At 64.1% G+C, this 16,138-nt stretch carries 18 protein-coding genes; 13 read left to right on the top strand and 5 right to left on the bottom strand.

Going from position 1 to position 16,138, the window contains the following annotated elements:
* The first annotated feature begins 133 nt into the window (after positions 1–133).
* The 5 genes from QBK88_RS07570 to QBK88_RS07550 all read left to right on the top strand — a co-directional run bounded on the left by QBK88_RS07570 (position 134) and on the right by QBK88_RS07550 (position 5,345).
* On the top strand, positions 134–1,216 hold the full coding sequence (locus QBK88_RS07570; RefSeq protein ID WP_277961564.1) for a DUF2333 family protein: 1,083 nt from the start codon (positions 134–136) through the stop codon (positions 1,214–1,216).
* A gap of 3 nt (positions 1,217–1,219) precedes the next feature.
* Positions 1,220–1,750, top strand: coding sequence for an NUDIX hydrolase (locus QBK88_RS07565; RefSeq protein ID WP_277961563.1), 531 nt, complete (start codon positions 1,220–1,222; stop codon positions 1,748–1,750).
* Positions 1,751–2,062: 312 nt separating this feature from the next.
* On the top strand, positions 2,063–2,434 hold the full coding sequence (locus QBK88_RS07560; protein WP_277961562.1) for a translation initiation factor Sui1: 372 nt from the start codon (positions 2,063–2,065) through the stop codon (positions 2,432–2,434).
* A 143-nt stretch (positions 2,435–2,577) separates the two neighbouring features.
* Positions 2,578–4,491, top strand: a complete 1,914-nt coding sequence (gene speA / locus QBK88_RS07555; protein WP_277961561.1) for an arginine decarboxylase — start codon at positions 2,578–2,580, stop codon at positions 4,489–4,491.
* Between the two features lie 5 nt (positions 4,492–4,496).
* Positions 4,497–5,345, top strand: coding sequence for an alpha/beta hydrolase (locus QBK88_RS07550; RefSeq protein WP_277961560.1), 849 nt, complete (start codon positions 4,497–4,499; stop codon positions 5,343–5,345).
* Here the strand turns inward: QBK88_RS07550 and QBK88_RS07545 are convergent.
* The 5 genes from QBK88_RS07545 to QBK88_RS07525 form a co-directional block, all read right to left on the bottom strand.
* On the bottom strand, positions 5,335–5,844 hold the full coding sequence (locus tag QBK88_RS07545) for a hypothetical protein (RefSeq protein WP_277961559.1): 510 nt from the start codon (positions 5,842–5,844) through the stop codon (positions 5,335–5,337). The two genes, QBK88_RS07550 and QBK88_RS07545, sit on opposite strands and share 11 nt — an antisense overlap.
* Positions 5,845–5,939: 95 nt before the next feature.
* On the bottom strand, positions 5,940–7,289 hold the full coding sequence (locus QBK88_RS07540; protein WP_277961558.1) for an MATE family efflux transporter: 1,350 nt from the start codon (positions 7,287–7,289) through the stop codon (positions 5,940–5,942).
* Between the two features lie 40 nt (positions 7,290–7,329).
* Positions 7,330–7,623 (bottom strand): hypothetical protein, encoded by a 294-nt coding sequence (locus tag QBK88_RS07535; protein ID WP_158154158.1) that lies wholly within the window; start codon positions 7,621–7,623, stop codon positions 7,330–7,332.
* Between the two features lie 146 nt (positions 7,624–7,769).
* Entirely contained in the window at positions 7,770–8,183 is a 414-nt protein-coding gene (locus QBK88_RS07530; RefSeq protein ID WP_176569767.1) for a response regulator, read from the bottom strand.
* Positions 8,184–8,228: 45 nt separating this feature from the next.
* Positions 8,229–8,405, bottom strand: coding sequence for a Flp family type IVb pilin (locus QBK88_RS07525; RefSeq protein ID WP_277961557.1), 177 nt, complete (start codon positions 8,403–8,405; stop codon positions 8,229–8,231).
* A gap of 316 nt (positions 8,406–8,721) precedes the next feature.
* Here QBK88_RS07525 and cpaB point away from each other — a divergent pair, with 316 nt between their 5' ends.
* From cpaB to QBK88_RS07485, 8 genes are read left to right on the top strand one after another with little or no spacing between them, the layout of a single operon-like run.
* A complete protein-coding gene (gene cpaB / locus QBK88_RS07520; protein ID WP_277961556.1) occupies positions 8,722–9,657 on the top strand; it encodes a Flp pilus assembly protein CpaB in 936 nt (311 codons plus the stop codon).
* Between the two features lie 21 nt (positions 9,658–9,678).
* Positions 9,679–10,917, top strand: coding sequence for a type II and III secretion system protein family protein (locus tag QBK88_RS07515; RefSeq protein WP_277961555.1), 1,239 nt, complete (start codon positions 9,679–9,681; stop codon positions 10,915–10,917).
* Positions 10,914–12,104 carry a pilus assembly protein gene (locus tag QBK88_RS07510; protein ID WP_277961554.1) on the top strand — a complete coding sequence of 397 codons (1,191 nt, stop codon included), beginning with the start codon at positions 10,914–10,916 and terminating at the stop codon, positions 12,102–12,104. The genes QBK88_RS07515 and QBK88_RS07510 overlap by 4 nt, the downstream gene beginning before the upstream one ends.
* Positions 12,101–13,369, top strand: coding sequence for a CpaF family protein (locus QBK88_RS07505; protein ID WP_268145820.1), 1,269 nt, complete (start codon positions 12,101–12,103; stop codon positions 13,367–13,369). The genes QBK88_RS07510 and QBK88_RS07505 overlap by 4 nt, the downstream gene beginning before the upstream one ends.
* 11 nt (positions 13,370–13,380) lie before the next feature.
* Positions 13,381–14,265 carry a type II secretion system F family protein gene (locus tag QBK88_RS07500; RefSeq protein ID WP_277961553.1) on the top strand — a complete coding sequence of 295 codons (885 nt, stop codon included), beginning with the start codon at positions 13,381–13,383 and terminating at the stop codon, positions 14,263–14,265.
* 1 nt (position 14,266) lies between these two features.
* Complete coding sequence (locus tag QBK88_RS07495) at positions 14,267–15,151, top strand: type II secretion system F family protein (protein ID WP_277961552.1); 885 nt, start codon at positions 14,267–14,269, stop codon at positions 15,149–15,151.
* An 18-nt stretch (positions 15,152–15,169) separates the two neighbouring features.
* Positions 15,170–15,862, top strand: a complete 693-nt coding sequence (locus QBK88_RS07490; RefSeq protein WP_277961551.1) for a tetratricopeptide repeat protein — start codon at positions 15,170–15,172, stop codon at positions 15,860–15,862.
* Positions 15,863–15,874: 12 nt separating this feature from the next.
* A complete protein-coding gene (locus QBK88_RS07485) occupies positions 15,875–16,135 on the top strand; it encodes a DUF3613 domain-containing protein (RefSeq protein ID WP_277961550.1) in 261 nt (86 codons plus the stop codon).
* The last annotated feature ends 3 nt before the right edge of the window (positions 16,136–16,138 follow it).

Here is a 16,138-nt window from a genome sequence, read left to right as displayed (position 1 = left end):
GGCTGCTTGATTTATAGTGCAGGCCAGGATCGTCGGCCCCGCAGTGTCTCGAGGCGTTACATCGAGTTTCACTGGCACGATGCGCGGGGCTCGCGGTCGAACTTTTGAATTCAGTGATCGAAAGGATATAGCCATGCTGGACTGGAAGAACCGCACAGGCAAAGGCGAGGCGCGCGCCAGCGCCGACAGCAAGGGAGCGGCCCCGACCGCACCGCGCAGTTACCTGCGCGGCCTGCTGGTCAGCCGCGCGCTGTTGAGCGTGATAGGCATCTACCTGCTGGTCACCGGTGCATTGGGCTGGTACTGGAGTGAAGAGCCCGCGCTGTTTCCGGTGCAGCAGCACGCCCAGGAAGCGGCCGCCCGCGAGGGTCACAAGATGGTGGTGGGCTACACCACCGTGGAAACCCTCAAGACCGTGGCCGGCACGCTGCTGAACAAACCGGGTGGCTATATCTCCAACGACCGTTTCCCACCGGGCCTGTGGATGGACAACATGCCCAGCTGGGAATACGGCGTGCTGGTGCAGGTGCGTGACTTCAGCCGTGCGCTGCGCAAGGACTTTGCCCGCTCCCAGTCGCAGTCGGCTGAAGATGGCGACCTGGTGCGTGCCGAACCGCGCTTCAACTTCGATAACAAGAGCTGGATCTGGCCGTCCAGCGAGTCCGAGTTCCAGGAAGGCATCAACTCCCTGGGCCGCTACCAGGCGCGGCTGTCGGACCCGAACCAGACGGGCGCGCTGTTCTACCCGCGTGCCGACAACCTGAACAACTGGCTGGGGGACGTGGCAACGCGCCTGGGGTCGCTGTCCCAGCGCCTGTCCGCCAGTGTCGGCCGGGTCAAGCTCAACAGCAGCCTGAAGACCGAAACCGTCGTGCCGGGACAGGCGCCGCAGCTTGACGAGGAAATCGTCGAGACCCCATGGATGCAGATCGACAACGTCTTCTATGAAGCCCGTGGCCAGGCCTGGGCACTGTCGCACATGCTGCGCGCGGTGGAAGTGGACTTCGCCGATGTGCTGGCCAAGAAGAACGCCACGGTCAGCGTGCGCCAGATCATTCGTGAACTGGAGGCTTCCCAGGAGCCTGTCTGGAGCCCGATGATCCTCAACGGCAGTGGCTTCGGTATCCTGGCCAACCATTCGCTGGTGATGGCCAACTACATTTCCCGGGCCAATGCCGCAGTGATCGACCTGCGTCAACTGCTGTCCCAGGGGTGACGGATGAGTTACTCCGATAAAGAGGCGGCGCACCGCGCCGCTTCCGACGCCGAGCAGATCACCTGGGTCGACGAGCAGGACACCGTGCTCGGCGCCCTGGCGCGCCATCAACTGCGCGAGCGCGGCTTGATCGGCCGTGCCACTTTCATCCTGCTGTTCAACACCGCAGGCGAGCTGTGTGTGCACCGCCGCACCCTGAGCAAGGCGGTGTACCCCGGGTATTGGGACGTGGCGGCTGGCGGCATGGTCAGCGCGGGGGAGAGTTACGAAGACTCGGCTGCCCGTGAGTTGCAGGAAGAGCTGGGCGTGACGGGTGTAGCGCTGACCGCCCATGGCCATTTCTTTTTCGACGAACCCTGCAACCGCGCCTGGTGCGCCGTGTATTCCGCGGTGTGGGACGGCCCGTTGAGCGTTCAACCGGAAGAGGTGATGGAGGCGGGGTTCATGCCCGTGGCCCAGGCCCTGGCCGAAAGCGAAACCCGGCCCTACTGCCCGGACTCGCTGATGGCCCTGCGGTTGTGCATGACCCCCTGACGCTGGGCTTTATCAGGAACGGGCGCACGCTAGGGAAGCAGGCGGCGCGGTCTGCCCGGCGGCCCTGTTCCCCAGCTTCGCCCGGTCCTGGAGGGGCGGCGGTGCTCCAGGGCGCGCCACGTCGCGAAACTTGTGGAAAATGGCGCGTTTTGGCACTTAGCATTCCTTGCATTTGCCGTTACACTGCGCGACCTTTTCAAGCTGCAGGCTTTCAACCGCCTTCAGTAGCGCTGCCCCTGCCTGAGTGGGGCTTCGCGGTCGGTCACGCCCCGTGCGCCGGCCAGTTTTTTCGTCCTCACAAGAGGATTGCCAGTGGCCAAAAAAGCCGCATCCTTCGCCGCACTCGGCGGCCTGGTGTTTTCCACCGATGCAGGTCGGCATTGCCCGGACTGTCGTCAACCCCTGGATGCCTGCATCTGCAAGCAGGCCGTCATCCCCGAAGGTGACGGGATTGCCCGCGTGCGTCGTGAAAGCAAGGGCCGGGGCGGCAAGACGGTGACCACCATCACCGGCGTCCCGCTGGCGCCCGACGACCTCAAGGAACTGGCGACCACCCTCAAGCGCCGCTGCGGTACTGGCGGCGCTCTCAAGGATGGCGTCATTGAAATCCAGGGCGACCATGTCGAGCTGCTGCTCGCCGAACTGGTCAAGCAGGGTTTCAAGGCCAAGAAGTCCGGCGGCTGAACCGCACCGGCGCTTTCTCCATTTTTGCAAACTTGGCGCGCCCTGCAGGGTCTACCCTGCACAGGCGGGTAATCGTCATCTTCACTTATTACACTGCACCGGCCTGATGGCCGGTGGCATTTGACTTTTTATAGGGGACTTCGATGTCCGTACGACGCACACGCAAAGACGATGGCAGCCAATGGACAGTTGCGGACAGCCGCAGTGTTTACGGGATCCGCCATTGGGGGGCCGGTTATTTCGCGATCAACGAGGCCGGGCGCGTGGAAGTGCGTCCCAATGGGCCGCAGAGTGCGCCCATCGACCTGTTCGAACAGGTGGACGAACTGCGCAAGAGCGGCCTGTCGCTGCCACTGCTGGTACGCTTCCCCGATATCCTGCAAGACCGCGTGCGCCAGCTGACCGGCGCCTTCGACGCCAACATCGCGCGCCTGGACTACCAGAGCCAGTACACCGCCCTGTACCCGATCAAGGTCAACCAGCAGGAAGCGGTGGTGGAAAACATCATCGCCACCCAGAACGTTTCCATCGGCCTTGAAGCCGGCTCCAAGCCCGAGCTGCTGGCCGTGCTGGCCCTGGCGCCCAAGGGCGGCACCATCGTCTGCAACGGCTACAAGGACCGCGAATTCATTCGCCTGGCGCTGATGGGCCAGAAGCTGGGCCACAACGTCTTCATCGTCATCGAAAAAGAGTCGGAAGTGGCGCTGGTGATCGAAGAAGCGGCCGACCTCAAGGTCAAGCCGCAGGTGGGCCTGCGCGTGCGCCTGTCGTCGCTGGCCTCCAGCAAGTGGGCCGACACCGGTGGCGAGAAGTCCAAATTCGGCCTGTCTGCCGCCCAGTTGCTGTCGGTAGTGGAGCGCTTCCGCGCCGCCGGCCTGGACGACGGCATTCGCCTGCTGCATTTCCACATGGGGTCGCAGATCGCCAACCTGGCTGACTACCAGCACGGCTTCAAGGAAGCCATTCGCTACTACGGCGAACTGCGCTCCCTGGGCTTGCCGGTGGACCACATCGACGTGGGCGGCGGCCTGGGCGTCGACTACGACGGTACTCACTCGCGCAATGCCAGCTCCATCAACTACGACATGGACGATTACGCCGGTGTCGTGGTGGGCATGCTCAAGGAATTCTGCGACGCCCAGGGCCTGCCGCACCCACACATTTTCTCGGAAAGCGGCCGTTCCCTGACCGCTCACCACGCCATGCTGGTGGTGCAGGTGACCGACGTCGAGAAGCACAACGACGACGTGCCGGAAATCGAAGACAAGGAAAGCCTGCCCGAGACCGTGCAGTGGCTGGTGGACCTGCTGGGCCCGACCGACATCGAAATGGTCACCGAGACCTACTGGCGCGCCACCCACTACATGAGTGACGTGGCCACCCAGTACGCCGATGGCAAGATCACCCTCGCCCAGAAAGCCCTGGCCGAGCAATGCTACTTCGCCGTGTGCCGCCGCCTGCACAACTCGCTGAAGGCTCGCCAGCGCTCGCACCGCATGGTGCTGGATGAGCTCAACGACAAGCTGGCCGACAAGTACATCTGCAACTTCTCGGTGTTCCAGAGCCTGCCCGACACCTGGGCCATCGGCCAGGTACTGCCGATCCTGCCGCTGCACCGCCTGGACGAAGAGCCCATGCGCCGCGCCGTGCTGCAGGACCTGACCTGCGACAGCGACGGCAAGATCAAGCAATACGTCGACGAGCAGAGCATCGAGACCAGCCTGCCGGTGCACTCGGTGAACGAGGGCGAAGACTACTTGCTGGGTATCTTCCTGGTGGGCGCCTACCAGGAAATCCTGGGTGACATGCACAACCTGTTCGGTGATACCGACTCGGTGAACATCTACCAGAACGCCGATGGCAGCGTGTACCACGCCGGCATCGAGACCCACGACACCATCGAGGACATGCTGCGCTACGTGCACCTGTCGCCCGAGGAACTGATGACCCACTACCGTGACAAGGTCGCCAGTGCCAAGATCAGCGCCCGTGAACGCACTCAGTACCTGGACGCATTGCGCCTGGGCCTGACCCGTTCCTCGTACCTGTCGTCGTGAGCTGAATGAGAGGCCTGCTGGCCGTGCTGGGCGGGGCGATCATTGCCCTGCTGGCGGCCTGCTCGCCGCTGAAACTGGTCGACGGCCTGACGCCGTCGGACAGTTACCGGCTGACAGCGGGCGTTGCCTACGGCAGCGACCCGCGCCAGCAACTGGACATCTACCAGCCTTTGAAACCACTGCCGGAACACCCGGTGGTGGTTTTTTTCTATGGGGGCACCTGGAACAGCGGCTCGCGGCAGCAGTACCGCTTTGTCGGCGAAGCGCTCGCGTCCCGGGGGATACTGACCGTGGTCGCCGATTACCGGCTTTATCCACAGGTGCGCTACCCGGACTTTCTCAAGGACAATGCGGCGGCGCTGGCCTGGACCTGGCGGCACATCGCAGGGTATGGCGGCAACCTCCAGCGACTGTTCGTGATGGGGCACAGCTCCGGCGCCTACAACGCTTCAATGCTGGCGCTGGACCCACGCTGGCTGGCCGCCGAAGGCCTGACGCCGGCCATATTGCATGGTTGGATCGGCCTGGCCGGGCCCTACGATTTCCTGCCCATCGAAAACCCGCAAGCCAAGCCCGTGTTCTTCTCCCCCCACGAGCCACCCGACTCCCAGCCCGTCAACCACCTGAGCCGCCAGGCGCCCCCGGCGCTGCTGATAGCCGCCAACAGCGACAACCTGGTGAACCCGCGGCGCAACACCTGGCAGATGGCGACACGCCTGCGTGAGCAAGGCGTGCCGGTGCAGGACTTCTACTACAACCGCATCAACCACATCACTCTGGTGGGTAGTTTCGCCCGACCGCTGCGCTGGTTGGCGCCGGTGCTGCCGGATGTAGTGGGTTTCGTCAGTCGTTGATCCTGATCAGCGACACGTTTTTCAGCCACGAGGACATCATGTGCTCGGTCTCCTCCCACATGCGCGCGTAGGCGCCGAACTCCAGTTCAATCACCCCATCGGCAGGGACGTTGAACGTTACATTAAGGCGCTCCAATTTTTTGCTGGGGGCGGTCAGTACCCAGGCAATGGTGCGGTTCCCGGACCAGGCACCGAAGCCGCCGAAGATAAAGGTTGGCGAGTCGACCTTCATTTCGCCAATCAACAGGTAGGATCCAGCCGTGACCGAAACGCTCCTGAATGAATGGCAGTAGGCGTAATCGTCCTTGGCGTCACGTGTTGTCAGTAGAAATCGGTCACGTACGCTGAGGGCGACGTCAATCCACATGGGCGCCCAGTCATCTATGTCCCGAGAGAAGTCGGAGTGGTAAATAACGGCCTCGGGATCATCGAAGGGAGCTACCAGGCGTTGCCGGACAAGGTTTTTAAAGTCGGCGCGGGCTTGCGATTCAGGGTTCATGGTGGTGTCCTCGGGGCATTCAATGAAGACTTGAGTGAACCACCCCTGCGCGCCCCTGGTAACTGTAGGATCTGACAGTTGGCCGGTATCGCTGGTTAGCCGTGGCCTTGCGTAAACCACCCATCACGCAGATGCAGCCGCCACCCGGCGGCCCCCAGAGTTACCGCCCGCAACGCCATGAACAGCAGAAAGCTCAACCACAGGCCGTGGTTGCCCAAACCGGTGGTCAATACTGCTACCGGTAGCATCAGGGCCACGCTCAGCAACATCGCATTACGCATTTCCCGCGCCCGCGTTGCGCCAATGAACAGGCCGTCGAGCAGGTAGCTACCCACGGCAATCAGCGGCAGCACCGCGAGGTAAGGCAAGTAGATGTCCGCGGTATCACGTACGCTGGGTATATCGGTCTGCAGCGCGATGAACAGGTGCCCGCCGAACAGGAACAACACGGCGAACGCCACGCTGGCCAGCAATGACCAGCCACAGGCCACGGTCATGGAGCGGCGCAGTTCATCGCGGTTGCCGGCGCCGATGGCATGCCCGCACAGGGCTTCCACCGCATGGGCCAGCCCGTCCAGGGCGTAGGCGGTCACCATCAGGCCGTTGAGCAACAGTGCGTTGGCGGCGACGGTGGCATCGCCCAGCCGGGCGCCCTGCACGGTGATCAGGAAGAACACCAATTGCAACGCCAGGCTGCGCAGGAAGATGTCGCGGTTGACCACCAGCATCGGCTTCCAGCTTTGCCACACCCGCAGCGCCGCCCAGGCCACTTCGCCGGGGTAGGCCCGCAAAGACGGGCGAGTGAGCGCCAGGCCGATGGCCACCGACAGCCATTCCGCCAGGACCGAGGCCCAGGCCGAACCGATCACGCCCCACCCCAGGCCGATCACGAACCACAGGTTGAGCGCAATGTTGGTCAGGTTGGTGACCAGCAGGATCGCCAGCGGTGCCCGGGCGTTCTGGGTACCCAGGAACCAGCCGACCAGGGCGTAGGTGCCCAGCGCGGCGGGCAGGCCCAGCAAGCGCACCTGGAAGAAATCGCGGGTGCTTTGCGCCAGGGCCGCCGAAGGTTGCATCAGGCTCAGGGCCAGGTGGCTGAAGGGTAGGGCAAGTGCCCACAGCAGCAGGGAAAACAGCAGGGCCAGCGACAAGCCCTGCAACAGTACCTGGCGCAGTGTGGTGCCGTCATTGCGCCCGGCCGCCTGGGCGGCAAAGCCGGTAGCGCCCATGCGCAGGAAACCCATCATCGAGGCCAGAAAACCGTAAAGGCTGGCGCCCACGGCGACGGCGCCCAACTGGTGGGCGTGGGGCAGGTGGCCGATGACGGTGCTGTCGACCAGCGCCACCAGCGGCACGGAAATATTGGACAGGATCATTGGCGCGGCAAGGCCCCAGACCCGACGGTGGGTAGGGCGGTCGCGCCAATCGTTCAGCAGTGTACTCATGCGGGCTCCTTCGCGGGCCCGCCATGCTACCTCATTGTGCTCAGTGGATAATCCAACTGAGCAGCCACAAACCCAGGATCAGCCAGATCACCCCGAGGAAAATCGAGGCGCGCATGAACGCGCGCAAGGCTGAATATAGAAACATCAGGCCGATGACCAGGGCGATGATGCTGATCAGCGAAGTGTCCATGCCCAGGGTGCGCGACAGCCCCTCGACGAAATTGCCCCCTGCATGGGCCAGCAGGTTGAACAGCCAGCTCAGGCTGTCGACCACAAACCGAATGATCGCGCCCAGCGCCTGGCCCAGCCATTCGAAAAAACCATCTGCGTGCATGTGTGCTTCCCGATCGATTACCGGCTGATGCCGGCCAGAGGCTTGGGCAGGGGCTTTGCCGCTGAGTTCCCCTGCTGCCTATATCTTAGCCAGCCTGACAGTGACCTGGGTGGCTCCGAGTGACCGGGCCCATGACGCTTTTAGGCTCAATGGCCAACCAGGTGCACCTTGGGCTGCGGGAAGAGGTTGTTCAGGGTTTCCAGCAAGCGCACGTGATAGATGGGCTTGCGGAACAGGTCCAGCACCTGCAGGCGCAGCATGTCGCTGACGTCCTCCATGTCGGCGTGGCCCGAGGTGACGATCACCGGCAAATGCTGGCGCGAGGTGTGCTCGCGCAAGCGCTTGATCAGCGACATGCCGCTTTCCTCAGGCATGCGCAGGTCGGTGATGACCAGGGCAATGTCGGGGTGGCGGGTGAGGTGGTGCAGGGCGAGTTTCACCGAGGTGGCGGTGAAACAGCAGAAACCCTCGCCTTCCAGCAGCTCGGCGAGCTCAAGCAGGGCGTCCTCTTCGTCGTCCACCAGAAGCAGCTGTTGGCGTGGGGGTGGAGAGGGGCTCATAGGGGATACCTGATGCCGGGTAAAGTCATGAATGGACTGCCGTGCCTACAGCGCGTTTTTGATGTTGGTGAATACGGTGGTGAGGCCGGCCTGGATCGATGTGCTGAACGTGAAGATGAATACAGCAATCATAGCCGCGATGATGGCATATTCAATGCCGGATGCGCCGTCTTTGTCGCGCAGAAACTTGACGACCTTGTGCTTCATTTTGATGAGGGACATACAACACACTCCTTGCGTCGAGGACGCTAATGCTGCGGTTTTTGCGACGTGGTTCCCTTCAAATGCAGCATCGACAACAACCCGACACCCGGCAACTGTAAGAAAGCATTATCACTAAAGTGATAGTCCCCGGTGCGGCGCCAACAAGTCGTTGTTTTTCAGCGGCGCCATCGTTTGCGCTGAATTTGTTCCGCCAGGTAATGGCGTTTCGTCCTAGCTCAACTACCTTGAAATAGCGAAACGGTTTCACCCACTTAACACCTGTACAGGGCCACTGTTGGCAAGGATGACGGTTGAGGCATAGGGAGGCGCCCAGATGAGCAGTCGTTTCACCATGATCCTGGCAGGCCTTTTTCTGGTGGGTGCACTGATCGCAGGGTACTGGGGCATTGTCCTCAGCCGCCCTGCGGCACCCGCGCCCGCACCTGAGGCTGCCGCGTCCACCAGCGCAGCGCAGCCACAAACCGCGGCGCCCACGCCCCCCGACCTGCTTCAGCCCGTGGTGGTGCTGGCCCATGACGTGGCGCCTAACGTGCCGCTGGTGGCCACGGATTTGGCGCTGGAAAAGGTGCGCATTGCCCCGCCGGGCAGCCTCGCCTCCGTGGACAAGGCGGTGGGCCGCAGTACCTGGCGCCCGCTGGCGGGGGGTACCTGGCTCAGTGACGATTCGTTCAGCCCTGGCGGCCCGCTGGCGCGCATGATCCGCCCGGACGAGCGTGCCCTTGCGGTGGCGGTTGACGAGGTGATCAGCGCCGCCGGTCAATTGACCCCCGGCGATTATGTGGATGTGATGCTGTACTTGCGTCAGGACCAGAGCAACCCGCTGGCTTCCGCCCAGGTGGTGGTACCCGCGGTACGGGTGCTCAGCGTCGGCGACCAGTTGGGCCCGGCCAATAACGGCCAGCCTGCGGCGCCCGACGCCGTGCCTGACGACAAGAACCGCCGGGCCGCGCGCACCGTGGTGCTGGCCGTGCCCCAGGCGCTGGTCAGCCGGTTGATGCTCGGGGCGCAGGCCGGAACCCTGCGCCTGGCCGTGCGCAGTGCCGATGAACAGCGCCTGGCCCATTACTGGGCTGGCGACCCGGGCGCGATAGAGGCCGTGGAAAGCACCAACCGCCAATTGCTGCAGTTCAGCCAACTGGCGATGACCAACGCAACGCCAGCGCCTGCGGGGCCAGCCCCGGCGCGGCGCAAGATGGAAGTGATTCGTGGAGCCGTGGTAGACAAACAGGCCAACGCGCAAACGCCCTGAATTACAGCAAGGATGCCTTCAATGAGCTGTCGTACCGTGCCAGTTTTCCAGCGAGTGATTTACAGCGTGCTGCTGGCGGGATGTTGTGTGCCCGCGGTTCAGGCCGCCGTGGCAGGTTGCGGGCAGTTGCCTGCGTTGCCCGGCGTGTTCGAGGTAGAGCAAGGCGGCCAGACCGAGGTGCACAGCCCGGTAGCCATTACCCGGGTAGCGGTGGGCGAACCGAAAATCGCTGACGTGCGCGAAGCGGGTGACAACGGCGTGCTGCTGACCGGCGTGGCCCCAGGCACCACCAGCCTGATGCTCTGGACCGGGTGTTCCACGGCGCCACGCCAAGCCATGGTCTTCGTCCGTGGGGCGGCCACCGCTGGCATGGACCCGCGCGGCGGGCCGCCTTCGGTCGACCCCGGTTTGCCCAGCCAGGTGCAGACCGATATCCGCTTCGTCGAGATCAGCCGCACCAAACTCAAAGAGGCCAGCACGTCGATCTTCGGCAAGGGCTCCAACTTTCTGTTTGGCTCACCCAGTACCGTCAGCGGCACGGTGGCGCCGGGTGCCATCGGCGACGTGGCCGGGGCCGCGACGCTGGCCAGTGGCACGTTCAACATCGCCTTCGGCGGCGGCAAGGTGCTGGGGGTAATCAACGCGCTCGAGAGCAGCGGCTTCGCCTATACCCTGGCGCGGCCTAGCCTGGTGGCGCTGACGGGCCAGAGCGCCAGCTTCCTGGCGGGCGGTGAAGTGCCGATCCCGGTACCGAGTGCGGGCAGCAACAACATCTCCATCGAGTACAAGGAATTCGGCATTCGCCTGACGCTGACCCCCACGGTGGTCAGCGGCGACCGCATTTCCCTGAAGGTCGCCCCCGAAGTCAGTGAGCTGGATTACAGCGGCGGCATCACCATCGCCGGTACCACGGTGCCGGCGCTCAATGTGCGGCGTACCGATACCAGCGTGTCGCTGGCCGACGGCGAGAGTTTCGTGATCAGCGGCCTGATCAGCAACAAGACGGTGTCGGCGGTGGACAAGTTCCCCGGGTTGGGTGACATCCCTATCCTGGGGGCGTTCTTCCGCAATTCGGCGCTTACCCGCGAAGAGAAAGAGCTGCTGATGGTGGTCACGCCGCACCTGGTCAGGCCCCTGGCGGCCGATGCGAAGCTGCCGAGTTTGCCCGGGGAGAAGATGCGCAACTACGACCCCAACTTCTACCGCATGTATTTCCTCGAAAACGGTAACTACGACCGAATGAGCGGGTTGTCCCAATGAGCCAGAGCCTGAGCCAGACGTTCCTCGCCATCACCCGCAACGACGGCGACCTGGAGTGGCTGCAAGGCGCCCTGGCGCCGCTGGGCCAGGTGGTCGGCGCCGCCGGCGACAGCCTGGACGAACTGCTGGCGTTGGTGGACGTGACTTTCGCCAGCCTGGTGTTCATCGGCCTGGACCGCGACCAGGTAGGCAATCAGTGCGCGCTGATCGAAGGTGCCCTGGAAGCCAAGCCGATGCTGGCCGTGGTAGCGCTGGGCGACGGCATGGACAACCAGCTGGTGCTCAACGCCATGCGGGCCGGCGCCCGCGACTTTGTTGCCTATGGCTCGCGCTCCAGCGAGGTAGCGGGGCTGGTCAGGCGGCTGAGCAAGCGCCTGCCGCCCGTGGCCACCAACCCCAACCTGGGCGCGCTGACCGTACTGTATGGCGCCCAGTGCGACGGTGATGGCGCCTTGCTCTCGGCGCACCTGGGCCTGGTGGTGCACCGCAGCAAACAGCACACCTTGCTGCTGGACCTGGGGCTGCCCCACGGCGCCAGCCTGGGCATGCTCAACCTGGAGGCGACCTTTCATTTCGGCGATGCGCTGCGCAACCTGCGCCGCCTCGACGGCACCATGATCGACAGCGCCTTCCCGCGCTCCCCCTCAGGCATGAGCATCCTGGCCTACAGCGAAAAGGACGAAGCGCTGGAAACCACCAGCGCCGCCGAGCTGTACATGCTGCTCAGCGCCCTGCGCCAGCACTTCCAGCACATCATCGTGAACCTCATGGGCCAGCCTGACAGCGAGGCGCTGCGCACCTTCGTAAGCCACTGCGACAAGCTGCTCTGGTACACCGACCAGAGCGTGGTGGAATGCCGCCGCAACCTGGCGGTGCTCAACCTGTGGCGCGAGAAAGGCATGAAGCTGCAGCACGCGCGGCTGCTGGTGGACCGTTACCTGCGCTCGGTGGTGCCCGACTCCGATGCATTGGGCAAGAGTTACGGGCTACCGGTGCTGTCAGTGCTGCCTTTCAGCCCGGAAATACGCATGAACGCCAAGAACCAGGGCGCCAGCCTGTTCGAACTGGCCCCCCGGGAAACCCTGACCAACGGCCTCAAGGCCCTGGGCGAACGCCTGGCCAAGCGCTCTGAAAGCGTCAAGCCGCAAAGCGCGGGCTGGTTCAACCGGCTGTGGAGCAAGGAATGAGCGAAAAACTGTTCGGCGGCGGCCGTACCCAGGGTGGCAGTGGCGACCCTCAGGGCCTGAAACTGGTACTGCACCGCTTCATCATCGATGCCATCGAGGAGTCCGGCAAGAACCTGCTGGAAGGCTCGCGGCCGGTATTGGCCCAGTTCGTGGTGGACAAGGTCGGTGACTACATCGCCCGTCGCCACCTGGCGGTGTCACGCTATGAGATGGAGCGCCTGGCCGAGGAACTGGTGGACGAGCTGACCGGGTTCGGCCCCCTGGAGGTACTGCTGCGCGACCCCACCGTGACCGAGATTCTGGTCAACGGCCCGCACCGGGTGTTCGTCGAACGCCAAGGGGTGTTGCACCACACCGACCTGCGTTTCATCGACTCGCACCATGTGGAACGGGTGATGCAGCGCATCCTTGCGCCACTGGGCCGGCGCCTGGACGAGTCATCGCCCATGGTCGACGCGCGCCTGCCTGATGGCAGCCGGGTCAACGCCATTATCCCGCCCATTGCCCTGGACGGCCCGTGCCTGTCGATTCGAAAGTTTCGCAAGGACATGCTCAAGAGCGCTGACCTGATGGCCACCCAGACCATCGACCAAGCCATCTACGACTTCATTCAGGAGGCCGTGGGCAAGCGCTGCAACATTCTGGTCAGTGGCGGTACCGGCACCGGCAAGACCACCCTGCTGAACATTCTCAGCCAGTTGATCAACCCCCATGAGCGGCTGGTCACCATCGAAGACGTGGCCGAGCTGCAACTGGATCACCCCCATGTGGTTCGCCTGGAGACCCGGCCTCCGAACGCGGAAGGGCACGGCGAAGTCAAGTCTTCGGACCTGATCCGCAACGCCCTGCGGATGCGCCCCGACCGCATCATCCTGGGCGAGATACGCGGCGTGGAAGTGGTGGACGTGCTGACGGCCATGAACACCGGCCACGACGGCTCCATGAGCACTGTGCACGCCAACAACGCCCAGGATGCCCTGCTGCGCCTGGAAACCCTGGTGGGCCTGACCGGGCGCGCCGTGGCCGAGAAAACCCTGCGGCAGATGATCGTCGCGGCACTGGACGTGGTGATTCAACTGACGCGGCGCCCCGATGGCCGTCGTTGCGTCAGCGAAGTGGTCGAGGTGGTCGGTGTGCGTGACGATGTCTACGTCACCAATACGCTGTTCCGCCTGGACCGCCAGACGGGGTACGGCTTTGTGCGCGAGGCCATCAACCCGGCCGGCGACAAGCTGCGCCGCGACTCCTTCAGCCACGTGCACTGAGGGGCACACCCATGCTCGGACCGATCGTGCTGGGGCTGCTGAGCATGGGGTTGCTGGGCCTGTCGGCGCGGCTGTTCTTCCTGGGCATGCGCCACAGCGGTGACAAGCGGGTGCTGGAGCGTTTGGGTCAAGGGCAGGTGGCCGCGGCCAGCGATCGTCCGATGATGCGCTGGCTGGAGCGTATGTTCCTGCGTGCCGGGCTGGGCCGGCCCCACGACCGAATCTGGTTGTTCATCGCCATCTGGGCCGGCCTGACGCTACTGGGCGCGCTGGCCGGGGAATGGTTCGGCATGCTGCTGATGTTGGTGACGCCACCGCTGGTACTGCGTGGCTACGTCAGCTGGCGCTACCGCCGCCGGGTGCAGCGCATGATCGAGCAGCTGCCTTCGTTGCTTGATTACACGGTGCGCAGCCTGAAGTCCGGCCGTACCTTGGCCGATGCCGTGCTGGGCGCGATGGAGGCCAGCTACGACCCGCTGCGCGAGGCGCTGGCGCGGGTGGAGCGTAACGTGCGCCTGGGCGTCAGCCTCGACCAGGCGGTGGAAGACTTCGCCGAACTGTACGAGCGTGACGAGTTTCGCCTGTTTGCGCTGGGGTTGCGGATCAACCAGCGCTTCGGTGGTAACGCCAGCGAGCTGCTGGAAAACCTGATCAAGCTGATACGCGAACGCGAGCAGGGTGCGCGGCAACTGTCGGCCATGACCGGTGAAACCCGCCTGACCGCCTACGTGCTGGCGGGCTTGCCGGCGGCGGTGGCCGCTTACTTCCTGGTCACCAACCCCACCTATCTGTCCAGGGTATGGCAGGACCCCAGTGGGCAGCACATGCTGATTGCCGCCATCGTGCTGCAGGTCTGCGGCTGCGTGGCGTTGTGGCGCATGCTGAGGAGTATCTGAGATGCTCTTGTTGCTCAGTGCAGTGTTGCTGTTGGCGGTAGCCGGGTTGCTGGTCCACCAGTTGCTGGAACATCAGCGGCGCCAGCGCCTGGTCAACCGACGGCTGCGTGGCGAAGCCGATGAGGTCAAGAGCACCCGTGGCTGGCTGCAACGCCTGGGTGACAGCCCGCTGGGCCAACGGGCCATCAGCCTGGACAGCGAAACGCAACTGCTGCTCGATCGAATTGGCTGGCGCAGGGCCGGCCAACGCTCGCGGTTTGCCGCCTGGCAGGTGGGCACGCCCCTGGTGGTGTTTGTGCTGGTGTGGGCCGTGCAGGCGCTGTTTTTCCTGCCGGTGAACCATGAAATAGTGGCGCCGCTGCTCGGCCTGGGTGTGGGCTACATCGCGCCCAAGCGGGTCCTGGCCTGGGCGGCGGAACGGCGCAAGCAGCAGATCAGCCGTGAAGTGTCGACCTTCATTCCGTTGCTGCGCATTCTGTTCGAATCCGGCCTTGCGGTGGAGCAGGCACTGCGGGTGCTGACCACTGAATCACAGAACCTGCTGCCGGCACTCAGTGCGGAGCTGAAACTGGTGCTCAACCGCGTGGATTCCGGCCTGGAACTGGGTGAGCAGTTGGACCACGCGGCCCATGCCGTGGCGGTCGATGAGTTCACCGACACCTGCGTCATCCTCCGCCAACTGATCAACCAGGGGGGCGGGGCGATGAAGTCCCTGTTGTCGCTCAAGCAACTGCTGGACGACCGCCGCCTGACCAACCTGCAGGAATACATTTCCAAACTCTCGGGCAAGATGTCGGTGGTGATGATGGTGTTCCTGTTTCCTGCCTTGCTCATTGTGTTGGCCGGGCCCGGCATGCTCGCCATTTCCCGCGCCTTTGCCCATTGACCCCCTGGAGCTTCACGGATGAAAGCACTGCTGTTGGCAACCTTGCTATTGGCCCTGACCGGTTGCGCCGCCGATGGCCGTATCGACTGGCAGGCCCTGAACGGCAAGCCGGGCGAATGCCCCAAGCCCACGCCTGAACAGGAACTGTCGCTGAGCCTGGCCGATGACATGGCCAACGAAGGCCGCCTCCACGCCAGCCTGGCCAACCTGGAGGGGCTGTCGGACAGCCTGGTCCAGGTGCGCCTGCGCAAGGCCCGGGTGCTGCGCCAGTTGGGGCGCAGCGACGCTGAACCTCTTTACCGGGGCTTGCTGGGTACCTGCATGGCCGCCGAAGGCGAGCATGGGCTGGGGCAACTGGCGGCGGCCCGTGGCGACAACGGCCTGGCCATGAGCCACTTGCAGCGGGCGGCGCGGCTGTCGCCTACCGATGACAAGATCCGCAACGACCTGGGTGTGGTCTACCTCAACCAACTGCGCCTGGACGACGCACGCTTCGAGTTCCTGACGGCCATGGAGCTCAAGCAGGAAGACCCTCTGGCGGCGTCCAACCTGGTCACGCTGCTGATCTACCAGGACAACTGGAAGCAGGCTGCCGAACTGGTCAGCCGGGCCCACCTCACCCCCGATCAGGTCAACGCAGCCCAGGCACGGGCGGAAAAACTCAAGAGCGGCGTCAAGGTCGTGGCGACCCTGGAAGCCCCGGCCAAATAAGCAGGAGGCAGTATGCGCATCAACCTCGGGTTACTGGTACTGACGCTGGCCTCGGCCCCGGCCTGGGCTATTCAGCCCGGGCCGTCATCGGCGCCCCAACAAGGCACCGAACAATGGCTGCAACTGCAGAGCAGCGGCCAGGTTGCTTCGCGCAACCCACAAGCGACCACGGCCATGGAGCATGAGGCGGCGATGCGCCGGTGGCTGGAAAGCTACACGCTGAAAATCCCGCAATGGTACCGGGACGATGACTCGGGCAAGATCGGCAAGTAGCCG

It is taken from the genome of Pseudomonas sp. RIT-To-2 (assembly GCF_029623465.1).
GTDB lineage: Bacteria > Pseudomonadota > Gammaproteobacteria > Pseudomonadales > Pseudomonadaceae > Aquipseudomonas > Aquipseudomonas silvicola.
Note: the sequence above shows the minus strand (reverse complement) of the source record. Positions and strands in the feature narration are given on the sequence as shown.

What these genes read in the sequence shown, in the direction of transcription:
- QBK88_RS07505 (WP_268145820.1), top strand. Translation starts at nt 12,101, where the DNA reads ATGAGCGAAAAACTGTTCGGCGGCGGCCGTACCCAGGGTGGCAGTGGC.
- QBK88_RS07490 (WP_277961551.1), top strand. Translation starts at nt 15,170, where the DNA reads ATGAAAGCACTGCTGTTGGCAACCTTGCTATTGGCCCTGACCGGTTGC.
- QBK88_RS07535 (WP_158154158.1), bottom strand. Translation starts at nt 7,623, where the DNA reads ATGCACGCAGATGGTTTTTTCGAATGGCTGGGCCAGGCGCTGGGCGCG.
- QBK88_RS07485 (WP_277961550.1), top strand. Translation starts at nt 15,875, where the DNA reads ATGCGCATCAACCTCGGGTTACTGGTACTGACGCTGGCCTCGGCCCCG.
- cpaB (WP_277961556.1), top strand. Translation starts at nt 8,722, where the DNA reads ATGAGCAGTCGTTTCACCATGATCCTGGCAGGCCTTTTTCTGGTGGGT.
- QBK88_RS07500 (WP_277961553.1), top strand. Translation starts at nt 13,381, where the DNA reads ATGCTCGGACCGATCGTGCTGGGGCTGCTGAGCATGGGGTTGCTGGGC.
- QBK88_RS07570 (WP_277961564.1), top strand. Translation starts at nt 134, where the DNA reads ATGCTGGACTGGAAGAACCGCACAGGCAAAGGCGAGGCGCGCGCCAGC.
- QBK88_RS07565 (WP_277961563.1), top strand. Translation starts at nt 1,220, where the DNA reads ATGAGTTACTCCGATAAAGAGGCGGCGCACCGCGCCGCTTCCGACGCC.
- QBK88_RS07495 (WP_277961552.1), top strand. Translation starts at nt 14,267, where the DNA reads ATGCTCTTGTTGCTCAGTGCAGTGTTGCTGTTGGCGGTAGCCGGGTTG.
- QBK88_RS07550 (WP_277961560.1), top strand. Translation starts at nt 4,497, where the DNA reads ATGAGAGGCCTGCTGGCCGTGCTGGGCGGGGCGATCATTGCCCTGCTG.
- QBK88_RS07540 (WP_277961558.1), bottom strand. Translation starts at nt 7,289, where the DNA reads ATGAGTACACTGCTGAACGATTGGCGCGACCGCCCTACCCACCGTCGG.
- QBK88_RS07525 (WP_277961557.1), bottom strand. Translation starts at nt 8,405, where the DNA reads ATGTCCCTCATCAAAATGAAGCACAAGGTCGTCAAGTTTCTGCGCGAC.
- QBK88_RS07510 (WP_277961554.1), top strand. Translation starts at nt 10,914, where the DNA reads ATGAGCCAGAGCCTGAGCCAGACGTTCCTCGCCATCACCCGCAACGAC.
- QBK88_RS07545 (WP_277961559.1), bottom strand. Translation starts at nt 5,844, where the DNA reads ATGAACCCTGAATCGCAAGCCCGCGCCGACTTTAAAAACCTTGTCCGG.
- speA (WP_277961561.1), top strand. Translation starts at nt 2,578, where the DNA reads ATGTCCGTACGACGCACACGCAAAGACGATGGCAGCCAATGGACAGTT.
- QBK88_RS07515 (WP_277961555.1), top strand. Translation starts at nt 9,679, where the DNA reads ATGAGCTGTCGTACCGTGCCAGTTTTCCAGCGAGTGATTTACAGCGTG.
- QBK88_RS07530 (WP_176569767.1), bottom strand. Translation starts at nt 8,183, where the DNA reads ATGAGCCCCTCTCCACCCCCACGCCAACAGCTGCTTCTGGTGGACGAC.